Genomic DNA, 13,184 nt, shown 5'->3' with positions numbered 1-13,184 from the left:
TTCGCTTAGCACATCAACGCAATCGGGTCGCCGCGCACCACCAGCCGGTGTCGCTGAGCCCCTCGGCAGCGGCATCGCGCGCCGCCGCGCTCTCGAACAGCGCGAAGCAGGTTGCCCCCGATCCCGACATCCGCGCGAGGAGCGCGCCCGGGCATGCGGCGAGCGCCGCCAGCACTGAATCGATCGCCGGCGCCAGTGCGCGCGCGGGCGGCTCAAGATCGTTGCGGCCCGCCCGGGCAACCGCAAGCAGGTCGCCGGTTCCGATCGGCCCGCGATCCACCCCGTCCCAGCCGCGGAACACCGCGGCGGTCGACACCGCCACGCCGGGGTTCACCAGCAGCACCGGCGTGCCGGCAAGCCCCTCGACCGGCGCGAGCTGCTCGCCCCGCCCACGGCCGAGCGCGGTGCGCCCGAGCAGGCAGGCGGGCACGTCCGAACCCAGCCCATCGGCGATGGCGAACAGGCGCGGATCGTCGTGCGCGACATCGTGCAGCGTCGCCAACGCCCGCAAGGTCGCTGCCGCATCGGCCGAGCCGCCGCCGATGCCGGAGGCGACCGGCAAATGCTTGTCGAGCGTGATCGCGTGCGGGCCCCCACCGAACGCCGCGCCAAACCGCGCCGCCGCGCGCGTCACCAGATTGTCGCCCTCGCCCGCAAGCGTCGCGGCAAACGGGCCGGTCAGCGCGAAGCTGTCGGTCTCGGCGGTCGCCACCCGCACCCTATCGCCATGCTCGACAAAGGCGAACAGCGTCTCCAGCTCGTGATAGCCATCCGGCCGACGGTGGCGGACGTGGAGCGCGAGGTTGAGCTTGGCCGGCGCGGGCTCGGCAACGGTACGAAGATCGGACATCGCCGCGCTCCTAGCGCGTTCAGGAGGTGCCCGTCAGCCCCTCGTCGAGCTTGCGGGCGATCCGCGCAGCGTCAACGGGCGCGGCATGCAGCGCCGCCGCCTGCCAGGCATAGCGCGCCTCGAAGGTCCGCCCCAGCCGCCAATAGGCGTCGCCGAGATGCTCGTTGGCGACGGTTCCTGCCGGATCGCTGCGCGTCGCCGCCTCGAGCAGCGGCACGCCACGCGCCGTCTCACCCTGCTGGACATAGGCCCAGCCCAGCGCGTCGGCGACTTCGGCATCCTCGGGCGCCAGCCGCCGGGCGCGCTCGAGCAGCCGCAACGCCTCGACGCCGTCGCCGCCATGCGCGATCAGCGCGACGCCCAGCGTGCGCAACGGCTCGGCCCGGTTCGGCGCGAGATCGGCGGCCCTGCGCAGTTCCGGCAGCGCCTGGTCCCAGCGTCCGGCCCGCTCCAGCGCCACGCCGCGATCGAGATGAAGATCGGCATCGCCCTCGCCGCCGCGCCGCAAGGCATCGGCATAGACGCGCGCCGCCGCGTCATAGCGTCCGGTATCGCCAAGCAGCTGGGCGTAGCGCTCCACCTCCAGCACGGTGGCGCGGCGATCCTCGGCAAGCGCACGGGCGTCCGCAAGCGCAGCATCGGTACGGCCCCTGTCCTGCAGCACCGTCACCCGCACGCCAGCGGCGCGGCGGGCGAACGGGCTGTCCTTGGGGATGACGGCGAGCGTCTGCAGCGCCAGATCCGCCGCCCCGGCACCGTCCACCGCCTGGGCGAGCACGATGCGCGCCCGTTCCTCGCCGGGATCGAGGATCAGCGCACAGCGGCTGAGCACGATCGTCAGCGTCGCCAGCCGGTCGCCGGCGAGATCGCTCGCCATCGCGCGAAACAGACGGGAGAGACTGTAACGGATCGTCACCGGCTGCGGGGCATCGAGCCGGCGCGCCACTGCCTCCAGCTCCGGGCCGCCACCCGCCAGCAGGGCATGCCCCTCGCGCCCGCGCACCACGGCAAGATCGATCCGCGCGTCCGCGTCGCCATCGCCGGCCAGCGCCGCGATCGCGCCGACCGCGGCGGAATCGCCCTTGCCCTGCGCCATCAGCATCAAGGCGCGCTGCGTGCCGGCATAGCGGCGGGCGAGCGCCCCCAGCTCCAGTCCGTCGAGCACCGCCACCCCGTCCAGCCCGCGTGCCTGCGCCAGCCAGGCGGTGAGGACCGGCATCAGGAAATCGAACGGCGTGCCCTTCAACCGCTTCACCGCATCGGCGGCGTGCGGTTGATCGCCGGCGGCGAGCGCGACCGCCATGTCGAACAGCGCGGCATCGGGCGGCGCAACGCCGGCCTTCTCCATCACGGCCGTGGCCCGCGACGCGAGCGCGACATCGCCCGCCATCAGCGCCTGGCGATAGGCGCGCAGCGCGATCACCGGATCGTCGGGGGTTGCCGCCAGCGCGCGGCCATAGCCCTGCGCCGCCAGGGTCGCCGCCCCTGCCGCATCGGCGGCACGCGCACGGACATAATCGGCGAGATCGGCGGGCTGCGCCGCCGCCGGAACCGCGTGGAACGCGGCCAGCAGCAGCGCGATACCGGTGCTACATGTTCGGATAATTGGGGCCACCGCCACCTTCGGGCACCACCCAGTTGATGTTCTGGGTGGGATCCTTGATGTCGCAGGTCTTGCAGTGCACGCAATTCTGCGCGTTGATCTGGAACCGCAGATCATCGCCTTCCCCTACGACTTCATACACGCCGGCCGGACAATAACGCTGCGCAGGCTCGGCGTACATCGGAAGATTGTAGCCGATCGGGATATCCTTGTCCTTGAGCGTCAGATGGACCGGCTGGTCCTCCTCATGGTTGGTGTTCGAGACGAACACCGAGGAGAGTCGATCGAAGGTGAGCACGCCGTCGGGCTTGGGATAGTCGATCTTGGGCGCCTGGTCGGCGCGCAGCAGCCCCTCATTGTCGGGCTTGTGCTTCATCGTGATCGGCCAGCGCAGCCCCAGATGCTCGCTCCACATCGCCGCCCCTGCGAGCAGCGTACCCCAGGTGTCGCCGAACTTCTTGACCAAGGGCGCCACGTTGCGGACGCCGCGCAGCTCCTTGTAGACCCAGCTCGCCTCGTACGCCTGCGGGTAGGCGGTCAGTTCGTCGCCGGAGCGGCCCGCCTGGATTGCCGCGAACGCCGCCTCGGCCGCCATCATCCCGCTCTTCATCGCGGTGTGGGTGCCCTTGATCCGCGGCACGTTGAGGAAGCCGGCGGAATCGCCGATCAGCGCGAGGCCGGGCGCGACCAGCTTCGGCACCGACTGCCAGCCGCCGTCGGAAATCGCCCGCGCACCATAGGAGACGCGCTTGCCGCCCTTCAGCAGCTCGGCGATCTCAGGATGGGTCTTCCAGCGCTGCATTTCCTGGAAGGGCGAGAGCCACGGATTCTTGTACCCGAGCCACACCACGAACCCGAGCGCGACCTGCCCGTCCGCCTGATGGTAGAGGAACCCGCCGCCATTGCTGCCATCGGTCAGCGGCCAGCCCTGGGTGTGGATCACCCGGCCGGGCACATGCTTGGCGGGATCGATGTCCCACAATTCCTTGATACCGATGCCGTAAACCTGGGGCTGGCTCTCGGCGTCCAGGTCGAACTGGCGGATCATCTGCTTCGAAAGATGCCCGCGGCAGCCCTCCGAGAGGAAGGTGTATTTGGCGTGGATCTCCAGGCCCGGCTGATAGTCCGGCTTGTGCTCGCCGTCCTTGGCGACGCCCATGTCGCCGGTGGCGACGCCCTTCACGCTGCCGTCGTCGTTGTAGAGCACTTCGGCGGCGGCGAAGCCGGGGAAGATCTCGACGCCCAGTTCGCCCGCCTTCTCCGCCATCCAGCGGCAAAGATTGCCGAGGCTGCCGGTATAGGTGCCCTTGTTGTGCAGATAGGGCGGCGTGAGGAATTCGGGATAGGCCGACTTGCCCGTCTCGCTCAGCACCCAGTGATGGTTCTCGGTCACCGGCGTGCGCGCCAGCGGACATCCCTCGTCGCGCCAGCTCGGCAGCAACTCGTCAAGCGACTTGGGGTCGACCACCGCGCCGGAGAGGATATGGGCGCCCACTTCGGAGCCCTTTTCCAGCACGCACACCGAGAGCTCGGCACCCGCATCGTTCGCCAGCTGCTTGAGCCGGATCGCCGCGGAAAGCCCGGCAGGCCCTGCGCCGACGATCACGACGTCATAGGGCATTGACTCCCGTTCGCTCATCCTTCTTCCCCTAAGTCCTTCGTTTTGCCGCGACCCGGATCACACTCGTCGCGCGCGCGCAACGTTCCGTCTATCCGGCGATGAAGCCAGATTGACCCCGGCGTCAACAGGGATTCAAAGGATGGGTATGGGGGCGGAACCACACAATAGCTGGCGCGACACGATCGCGAGCGCGCTCGACTGGTGGGATGCCGCCGGGGTGGACATGCTCGTCGAGGACGAGGTGCGCGACTGGTTCGCCAAGCCCGCGCCCCTCCGCGCCGAGCCGCAGCCCGCGCCTGCCGTAGCGGCCGCACCGGCCACGCTACCTCAGACGCTGCCCGAACTGATTGCCTGGCGCACGGGCGAAGCCGCGCCCGAAGCCGGGTGGCACACGCCATTCATCACACCCGTGATCGCCGCCGAGGCCGCGTGGACGATTTTCGTCGACATGCCCGAGCCGGAAGATCGCGAGACGCTGTGGAGCGGTCCGGCCGGCGCGCTGCTCGACCGGATGCTGGCGGCCGTGGGGCTCTCTCGCGACTCGGTGCAGCTGGTGCCGCTGTGCTTCGCCCGCCCGCTGACCGGGCAACTCCCGGCCGACGCAGCGCCGAAGCTGGTCGAACTGGCCCATCATTTCCTGTCGCTCGTGCAGCCGACCAAGCTGCTGCTGCTCGGTCATGCGGCGACACGTGCCGTTCTCGGGCCGGAAGCTTGGCCACCGGAACTTCGTTTGCATGACGTTAACCGCTACGAGACGACAACCCAGGTGGTGGCGACCTATCATCCGCGCTCGCTGATCGAGCGCCCGGCCGCCAAGAGCGAAACCTGGAAACATCTGTTGCTGCTGAGCCGGGGACCGAGCCTTTGACCTTGCGCATCCTGCTTGCCGCCACGCTGATGACGGCGCCGATCGCCACGCCGGCCCTGGCCGCGTTGCCCGACGACACCAGCCCCGCGGTCATCGACGAGGACGCCCCTACCCCCGCCGCCAAGCACAAGGGCGACGGCATCCCGCCCCAGCTCGATGCCGATCAGCGCGCCGATTACCGCTTTGTCTTCGACGCGATCCGCAACGGCCGCTGGGCGGACGCGCAGATCAAGCTCGATTCGATGAAGCCGGGCCCGCTCCATGCGATCGCCCGCGCCCAGCTCTACACCGCCAAGGGCTCGCCCCGCGTCGAAGCCGACCAGCTGGTCGCGCTGATCACCGAAGCGCCGGAGCTGCCCCAGGCCGAACAACTCGTCCGCCTCGCCAAGACGCGCGGCGTCAGCGATCTGCCGATGCTGCCGGTCGCCCAGCGGCTGATCTGGTTCGACGGCGCCCCGATCCGCAAGCGCGCCCGCTCGATCCGCAGCGACAATGCCGCGACCGAAGTCGCGATCCTGATGGCGCCCTATGTGAAGACGGACAACGGCCCCGCCGCCGAGGCGGTGGTCGCCCGCTTCGCCAACGACCTGACGCCCGAGGCGCTGACCGAGTGGCAGCAGAAGGTCGCCTGGATCTATTATGTCGCCGGCGACGATGCCAATGCTCGCCGCATGGCCGCCAAGGCCGAGCAGGGCCTGGGCGAATGGGCCGCGCAGGCCGATTGGGCCGACGGTCTCGCCGCCTGGCGCCAGCAGGATTGCGCTGGCGCCACCGCTGCCTTCGAGCGCGTCGCCACCCGCGCCGGTGATACCGAACTGCGCGCCGCCGGCCTGTTCTGGGGCTCGCGCGCCGAAATGGCATGCGGCCGCCCCGATCGCGTCGCCGCCAAGCTGCGCGCCGCCAGCCAATATGGCGAGACCTTCTACGGCCTACTCGCCCGCTCGAGCCTCGGCCTCGAAGAAAAGCGGCTTGAGGGCGACCGGATGGTCAACAAGGACTGGGCTGCGCTCGAGCGTCGCCCGAATATCCGTGTCGCCGCCGCGCTGGCCGAGATCGGCGAGACCGGGCTTGCCGACCAGGTGCTGCGCCACCAGGCCAAGTTCTGCACGCCCGACGATCACGGCGCGCTCACCCGCCTCGCCGCCGAGCTGAGCCTGCCCCAGACCGAGCTGTGGCTCGCGCACAATGGCCCGGCCGGCGCCAAGCCGATCGTCGAGGCGCGCTATCCGGTGCCGAACTGGTCGCCCGACGGCGGCTGGCGCGTCGACCGCTCGCTGGTCTTCGCCCACACGCTGCAGGAATCGAACTTCCGCACCGAGGTGCGCAGCGCCGCCGGCGCGATGGGGCTGATGCAGGTGAAGACAGGTGCCGCGATCGACGTGGGCCGCCGTCGCGGTGTTACCTATGCCGCCAGCGACCTGACCAAGCCCTCGGTCAACATGGAGATCGGCCAGTCCTATCTCGAGCAGCTGCGCGACATGCCGCAGACCCAAGGGCTGCTGCCCAAGGTGATCGCGGCGTACAATGCCGGTCCCAGCCCGGTCGATGCCTGGAACCAGGCCTCGCGGGACGGCGGCGATCCGCTGCTCTATATCGAGAGCATCCCCTATTGGGAAACGCGCGGCTACGTCATCACGGTGCTGCGCAACTACTGGATGTACGAGCTGCACGACGGCAAGCCCTCGCCCAGCCGCGTCGCGCTGGCGGGCGGCATGTGGCCGCGCTTCCCGGGGCTGCCGGGCGCCAAGGCGGTCAAGCTCAACACCCGGCGTGCGCCGGCGCTGACCTTCCCGGCGCCGCAACCGGTGGAGCCCTCGCCGATCCAGAAGCAGTTCCAACTTCCGGCTACCGGCGCCAGCGTGGCGATCAGCGCCGCCAAGCTGCCGAGCGAGGTCGCGCGTGGCAATTGACGAGAGCATCGCCTTCCGCCCCGTCCGCATCGCCGTTCTCACCGTCTCCGACACCCGCACCCTCGCCGAAGACCGCTCGGGCGACCGGCTCGTCGAGCGGCTGACCGAGGCGGGCCATCTGCTCAGCGACCGCGCGATCCTGCGCGACGATGTCGACGCGATCGCGGCGCAGTTCGAGGCGTGGATCGCCGCACCCGGCGTCGAGGTGATCCTCGCTACCGGCGGCACCGGCGTGACCGGACGCGACGTGACGCCCGAGGCGCTCGCCCGGGTGTGGGACAAGGAAATCCCCGGCTTCGGCGAGCTGTTCCGCTGGCTCAGCTACGCCAAGATCGGCACCTCGACGATCCAGTCGCGCGCCACTGCCGGGGTCGCCCGCGGCACCTATATCTTCGCGCTGCCGGGCTCGACCGGCGCGGTCACCGACGCCTGGGACGGCATCCTCGCCACCCAGCTCGACATCCGCCACAAGCCCTGCAACTTCGTCGAGCTGATGGGACGGCTGCAGGAGCGGTAAGCACGTCTCATCGCGTACGGACAAGCTGCTACCGCTCTTCCACAGATAGCACGTCATCCCCGCGAAGGCGGGGATCCATTGGCGCTAAACCCGCGGTTCCTTCCCCGAAACGCACAGGCGAATGGATTCCCGCCTTCGCGGGAATGACGGTGGATTGGCGATACGCGAAGTCCCTTCCTCTCCAACGAGGGAACTGCGGTCACTCCTCCATCACCCACGCCGCCAGCTCATGCCCCTGCTGATCGCGGAAGTGGAACCGCCGGCCACCGGGAAACGAAAAGATCGGCACCGTCACGACACCCCCCGCCGCTTCCACCGCCGCCAGAGTCGCCTCCAGATCCTCCACCGCGATCACCGGCAGCAGCTGGGTCCGCCCCTGCGCATCGCCGTCGATCCCGACATCGGTATCCCCGCTCATCGTCGCCGCATAGCTCGGCCCGAAATCGGTGAACTGCCAGTCGAACACCGCGCCGTAAAAGCCCTTGAGCGCGCCCACGTCACCCGCAGGCAGTTCGAGATAGTTCAGCCGCGCCATCATCCATTCTCCTCAATGTTCTTGCTTCGTTCTATCGCTCGGCCTAGCATTGAGCAATGGCAAAGAGTCGCCCCGTCCGCGGCGCCACGTTCAACGACGCGAGCGCGCGCTTCAACCTCCCCGCCAGCGAGGCCGACGGCGACTGGCTCGACGCGCAGGAGGCGATCGACGGTGCCCCGCCGCCGCTCCGCACCACGGTGACAGTAGAAACTCCGCGCACGATCATCAGCCGCAACCAGTCGCCCGACATCAGCTTCGAGCAATCGGTGAACCCCTATCGCGGCTGCGAGCATGGCTGCATCTATTGCTTCGCCCGGCCGAGCCATGCCTATCTCGACCTCTCCCCCGGCCTGGATTTCGAGAGCAAGTTGTTCGTCAAGCCGACCGCGCCCGAGCTGCTCCGCGCCGAACTCGGCAAGCGCGGCTATGTCTGCAAGCCGATCGCGTTCGGCACCAATACCGATCCCTATCAGCCGATCGAATCGACCTGGCGGATCACCCGTGGGTGCCTCGAACTGCTCGCCGAATGCCGCCACCCGGTGACGATCACCACCAAGTCGAACCGTGTGGTGAAAGACCTCGACCTGCTCGCTCCCATGGCAGCGCAGGGGCTGGCGGCGGTGATGCTGTCGGTCACCTCTCTCGACCCCAAGATCGCGATGACGGTGGAGCCCCGCGCGCCGCATCCCGAGCGCCGACTGGCGGCGATCCGCACGCTCAGCGATGCAGGCGTGCCGGTGTTCGTCTCGATGTCGCCGGTGATCCCGCACGTCACCGATCACGAGATGGAGCATATCCTCGAACGCGCCGCGGAAGCGGGCGCGCGCGGCGCCTTCTTCCTGCCGGTGCGCCTCCCCTGGGAAGTTGCCCCGCTGTTCCGCGCCTGGCTCGACGCGCATTTCCCCGATCGCGCCGGCAAGGTGATGGCGACGATCCAGTCGATCCGCGGCGGCAAGGACAATGATCCCGGCTTCTTCACCCGCATGCGCGGCCAAGGGCCGTGGGCGGCGCTGCTGCACACCCGCTTCATCCGCGCGGTGAAGCGCTATGGGCTGGACGGCGAGCGGATGCGGCTGCGCACCGACCTGTTCCGCCCGCCGGCGGGGCCGCAGGGGGAGCTGTTCTAGCGCAGCAGCGCCAGCGGGACCGCACCCGCCATCGCCGCATAGCCGGCGATTGACGGATGCAGCCCATCGCCGCTGTCATAGTCCTTGCGCAGCCGCTTGGGATCGGCCGGATCGCGCATCGCCGCGTCGAAATCGATCACCGCGTCGAAATTGCCCGGCGTGCGGATCCAGCGGTTGACCGCCTGGCGATCGGCCTCGTTCTGGGCATCGGGGTGGTAATAGCCCGAACCGGCATAGGGCATGATCGTCGCGCCGATCGCCTTGATCCCGCGAGCATGGGCGCGCGCGACGATCTGGCGATAGGCGTCGATCATCCGCGCGACCAAAGCCGTGTGCGCCGCTGCCGGCACCGGCGCCTCGCGGGTCAGCGTGCCGAGATCGTTGACGCCTTCCAGCACGATCAGGTGCGTCACGCCCGGCTGGCCGATGACGTCATGGTCGAACCGCGCCAGCGCGTTCGGTCCAAGCCCATCGTTGAGCAGCCGATTGCCGCCAATCCCGGCGTTGAGCACCGCCACCTCGGCCATGCCCGGCGCAGCCCGTAGCCGGCGCTGGAGCGCGTCGGTCCAGCGCGCATTGGTGTTGGGCTTCACGCCATAGCCGTCGGTGATCGAGTCGCCGAACGCCACGATCGCGCGGGCCTTGGGCGCCACGGCCTCGATGCCGGCGATCTGGAACCAGTGATCGACCGTCTTGGCGCCGGCCAGGTCCGGATCGGCGCTGTGGTTGCCATGGACGAGATAGGAGGTCGCGCGCGAACCCGGATGGCCGGTCTGCTGCGCCGGCGGCTGGGCGAGGTAGAGCGAGATGGCGAGATCGGCCCCGGCCTGGCTCTTGAAGTCCACCGGATCGCTCCAGTAATCGGCGCCCACCGGGATCGTCACCACCGTCGCGCCGCCGAAACGCAGCGGGCGCAGCGTCGCCGCATCGATGCGCGGGCTGGCGGCATCCACCGCACGCGCGATCGTCGCGCCATCGATGGTCAGCGGGCTGGTGCCGAAGCGGTTGGACAAGCGCACCCGCAGCCGCGTGGCGGGGCCCTGCAGGCGGACCACCTGGCGCAGCGTCGCGTCGGTCAGGTCCGCAGGCGCCAGGGCGTTGGGTCCGTCGAGCGCGAGTTGCGAGGTCCACCAGGCGGTCGTCCAGCGATCCCCCGGCGCCGCCTGCGCCGTGGCCGCCGTGAGCAGCCCCAGCGCGATCCAGCGCATCATCTTCGCCATCCACCCTCTCCTAACCATCTGATAGCGGTACCATAGTAGCGCGCCGCGATAGGGCAAGCGTGCCGGACTAACGGGTGTTCTATTGCAGCAATGCAGTAGGCAACTTAAGCAGCCGCATCCTCCCCATAAGGAACCTCGATGCGTTCGCTGCTCTTCGCTTCCTCCGCCTTGCTGCTCCCCGTCGCTGCCCTCGCCCAGACGCCCGCCCAACCCACCGGCAAGCTGCCGGATGCGGCCACGCCGATCGCCTATCGCCTCGATTTCACCATCCTGCCCGATCAGGACCGCTTCTCGGGCCACACCGAGATCGACGTCGATCTCAAGGCGCCGGCGCGCAGCATCTGGATGCATGGCCATGCTCTGCATGTCGCCAAGGTCGTGGCGCGGGCCGGCAGCAAGAAGGTCAAGGCGCGCTTCACCGAGAAGAACGCCACCGGCCTTGCCGAGCTGGACTTCGGCAAGACGCTGCCCGCCGGCCGCGTGACACTCGTCTTCGATTATGACGCCGCCTTTGCCCAGGGTCTGCAGGGCATCTACCGCCTCAAGGTCGAGAATAGCTGGTACAGCTGGACCCAGTTCGAATCGATCGGCGCGCGCTCTGCCTTCCCGTCGTTCGACCAGCCCGGCTACAAGACGCCGTTCACCATCTCGATCACGACCAAGCCCGGTCTCACCGCCGCCAGCAACGCGCCCGAGAGCGGCACCAGCAAGGTGAACGCGCTGGTGCGCCACCAGTTCGCCCCGACCAAGCCGCTGCCGACCTATCTGGTCGCGCTGGTCACCGGCCCGTTCGCCACCGCCGCGACGCAGATCCCGCCGACGCCGCAACGCGCACAGCCGATGCCGCTCGGCGTGATCGGCACCAAGCCCAACGCCGGGCAGCTCGATTTCGCGCTGCACGAATCGGGCAAGATCGTCGCGCTGCTCGAAAACTATTTCGGCCAGCCCTTCCCCTTCCCCAAGCTCGACCAGATCGGCTCGCCTATCATGCCCGGCGCGATGGAGAATGCCGGCGCCGACATCTATGGCGACGGTATCCTGTTCCTCGACGAGAAGGCGTCGAGCGCCCGCAAGCAGGAATTCGGCATGGTCGTCGCGCACGAGCTGGCGCATCAATGGTTCGGCGACCTCGTCACCCCGGCCTGGTGGGACGATATCTGGCTGAACGAGAGCTTCGCCAACTGGATGGGCTATCGCATCGGCAACGAATGGCGCCCGGGGCTGCAGATCGAGCTCAACGCGATCGAGGAAGGCTTCGACGCGATGGATCTCGACTCGCTCGCCGTCGGTCGGCCGATTCACCAGCCGATCCCGAACGACGGCGATATCGACGCGGCGTTCGACCAGATCACCTATGGCAAGGGCGGCCAGGTCGTCGCGATGATCGCCGCCTATATGGGCGACGAGACGTTCCGCGCGGGCGTGCGGCTGCACATGCAGCGCCACGCCTATGGCAATGCCAGCACCGACCAGTTCTTTGCATCGCTGGCCGATGCCGCGCACGATCCGCGCGTGCTCGCCTCGCTCAAGAGCTTCGTCGACCAGCAGGGCGTGCCGCTGGTGACGCTGCACCGCGCGGGCGATACGCTCACCGCCACCCAGTCCCGCTACAGCTTCTTCGGCACCACGCTGCCCGCCGAACAGTGGATCATCCCGCTGTGCCTGCGCCAGGGCGAGACCAAGAGCTGCGCGCTGCTCGACAAGCCGAGCATGACCGTCTCCGCCAAGGGCAGCGGCGCGCTCGTGCCGAACGCCGGCGGCTGGGGCTATTACCGCTTCGAGCTCGACCCCGCCGATTGGGACGCGCTGATCGCCGCCGCCCCCACCCTGCCGGCGGCCGAGCTGCTGGCGGTGGACGACAGCACCTGGGCGAGTTTCTATGCCGGCCGCAGCCCAGTAACGCGGACCATCGCGCTTGCCCGTGCGACCGCGAGCAACCCCTCGACCAAGATCGTGTTCGACAATGCCGATCGCCTGCGCGACCTGGAGAAGCACGGGCTGATCACCGCCGAGGCGCTGCCCGCCTATCGCAAGCTGTTCGTCGACCTGTACGGGCCGATGCTGGCGAAGCTGGGCTTCGATCCCGCGGCTGGTGTCTATGCCAAGGAGGAAGCCGACCAGCGCGAGCTGCGGCGCGATCTGGTCAAGCTGATTGCGGTCACCGGCCATGACGCCGCCCTGCGCGGCAAGCTGCTGACGGCGTTCGATGCGTTCGTCGCCGGGGACGACAAGGCATTGTCGCCCGCCTTCCGCGGCATGGCGGCGGGCATCGCGCTGAACGAGCGCGGGGTACCCTTTGCCGAGCAGCTGCTCGCGAAGAGTGCCGGCAAGCCGGATCTGTTCCAGGCACTTGGCGAGGGCATCACCGCGTCGAACAATCCGGACGTCGCGCGCTGGTTCCTCAACGACTTCAAGGATCCGCGCCTGGACGATTCGCAGCGCGTGTCCGCCGTGGCCGGCCTGCTGAGCTCGTCCTACACGCGTGACGTCGCCGCCGACTTCATGATCGCGCACTTCGACGAGTATGTGAAGAATGGCGGCGGCGGCGGGGTGTTCTCCGGCCGTGCGGCGCTGATGTTCAGCGCGCTCTGCTCGAATGCACAGGCCGATGCGGTCGACGCGAAGCTGCGGCCGAACACCCAGGGCAGCACCCTCGCGCTCGATCGTGCGATCGAGCTGATCCGCACCTGCGCCCGCACCCGCGACGCCCGGGCGGGCGAAGTGAGCGCGGCGATCCGCGCGGGGAAGTAATGATGATACGCCCTCCTCGACCGGGGAGGGCGCACCGGGCGCCGGGACCACGTAACCCAACCACCAACGTCATCCGCGTGAAGGCGGGGATCCAGCGGCGCTGATGTCGCGGCTCCTTCCGCAAGCGTCCTGGCAAATGGATTCCCGCCTTCGCGGGAATGACGAAGGGGGCGTGACGGGCA

10 protein-coding genes are annotated in these 13,184 nt (G+C 69.0%); 5 read left to right on the top strand and 5 right to left on the bottom strand.

The window, feature by feature from the left end:
* Positions 1-13: 13 nt before the first annotated feature.
* Genes SAZ01S_RS16765 through SAZ01S_RS16755 form a run of 3 tightly spaced genes read right to left on the bottom strand, consistent with a single transcriptional unit; the run spans position 14 to position 4,092 of the window.
* Entirely contained in the window at positions 14-850 is an 837-nt protein-coding gene (locus SAZ01S_RS16765; RefSeq protein WP_084583430.1) for a 4-(cytidine 5'-diphospho)-2-C-methyl-D-erythritol kinase, read from the bottom strand.
* 19 nt (positions 851-869) lie between these two features.
* A complete protein-coding gene (locus SAZ01S_RS16760) occupies positions 870-2,465 on the bottom strand; it encodes a tetratricopeptide repeat protein (protein WP_245824963.1) in 1,596 nt (531 codons plus the stop codon).
* Positions 2,440-4,092, bottom strand: a complete 1,653-nt coding sequence (locus tag SAZ01S_RS16755; RefSeq protein WP_084583429.1) for an electron transfer flavoprotein-ubiquinone oxidoreductase — start codon at positions 4,090-4,092, stop codon at positions 2,440-2,442. Before SAZ01S_RS16755 ends, SAZ01S_RS16760 begins: the two co-directional genes overlap by 26 nt.
* Positions 4,093-4,213: 121 nt before the next feature.
* Here SAZ01S_RS16755 and SAZ01S_RS16750 point away from each other — a divergent pair, with 121 nt between their 5' ends.
* The 3 genes from SAZ01S_RS16750 to moaB are packed head-to-tail and all read left to right on the top strand — an operon-like array spanning position 4,214 to position 7,369.
* Positions 4,214-4,942, top strand: coding sequence for a uracil-DNA glycosylase family protein (locus SAZ01S_RS16750; protein WP_245824961.1), 729 nt, complete (start codon positions 4,214-4,216; stop codon positions 4,940-4,942).
* Positions 4,939-6,852: a lytic transglycosylase domain-containing protein gene (locus SAZ01S_RS16745; protein ID WP_084583427.1), complete on the top strand. Its 1,914-nt coding sequence runs from the start codon at positions 4,939-4,941 to the stop codon at positions 6,850-6,852. The genes SAZ01S_RS16750 and SAZ01S_RS16745 overlap by 4 nt, the downstream gene beginning before the upstream one ends.
* Positions 6,842-7,369, top strand: a complete 528-nt coding sequence (gene moaB / locus SAZ01S_RS16740) for a molybdenum cofactor biosynthesis protein B (protein WP_084583426.1) — start codon at positions 6,842-6,844, stop codon at positions 7,367-7,369. Before SAZ01S_RS16745 ends, moaB begins: the two co-directional genes overlap by 11 nt.
* Positions 7,370-7,568: 199 nt before the next feature.
* On the opposite strand, the gene SAZ01S_RS16735 is transcribed toward moaB, so the two are convergent.
* Positions 7,569-7,904, bottom strand: coding sequence for a VOC family protein (locus SAZ01S_RS16735; RefSeq protein ID WP_084583458.1), 336 nt, complete (start codon positions 7,902-7,904; stop codon positions 7,569-7,571).
* Positions 7,905-7,960: 56 nt separating this feature from the next.
* Between SAZ01S_RS16735 and SAZ01S_RS16730 the strand changes: the two genes are divergently transcribed.
* Positions 7,961-9,031, top strand: a complete 1,071-nt coding sequence (locus SAZ01S_RS16730; protein WP_084583425.1) for a PA0069 family radical SAM protein — start codon at positions 7,961-7,963, stop codon at positions 9,029-9,031.
* Here SAZ01S_RS16730 and SAZ01S_RS16725 read toward each other — a convergent pair.
* Positions 9,028-10,251, bottom strand: coding sequence for an SGNH/GDSL hydrolase family protein (locus SAZ01S_RS16725; RefSeq protein WP_084583424.1), 1,224 nt, complete (start codon positions 10,249-10,251; stop codon positions 9,028-9,030). The genes SAZ01S_RS16730 and SAZ01S_RS16725 overlap by 4 nt on opposite strands.
* Positions 10,252-10,389: 138 nt before the next feature.
* Here SAZ01S_RS16725 and SAZ01S_RS16720 point away from each other — a divergent pair, with 138 nt between their 5' ends.
* The gene (locus SAZ01S_RS16720) at positions 10,390-13,002 is read left to right on the top strand and encodes a M1 family metallopeptidase (protein WP_084583423.1); all 2,613 of its coding nucleotides are present in this window, start codon (positions 10,390-10,392) and stop codon (positions 13,000-13,002) included.
* The last annotated feature ends 182 nt before the right edge of the window (positions 13,003-13,184 follow it).

The sequence above is a fragment of the Sphingomonas azotifigens NBRC 15497 genome, from assembly GCF_002091475.1.
Lineage (GTDB): Bacteria > Pseudomonadota > Alphaproteobacteria > Sphingomonadales > Sphingomonadaceae > Sphingomonas > Sphingomonas azotifigens.
The sequence above is the reverse complement of the archived record's forward strand: the minus strand, read 5'-3'. Positions and strand labels throughout refer to the sequence as shown.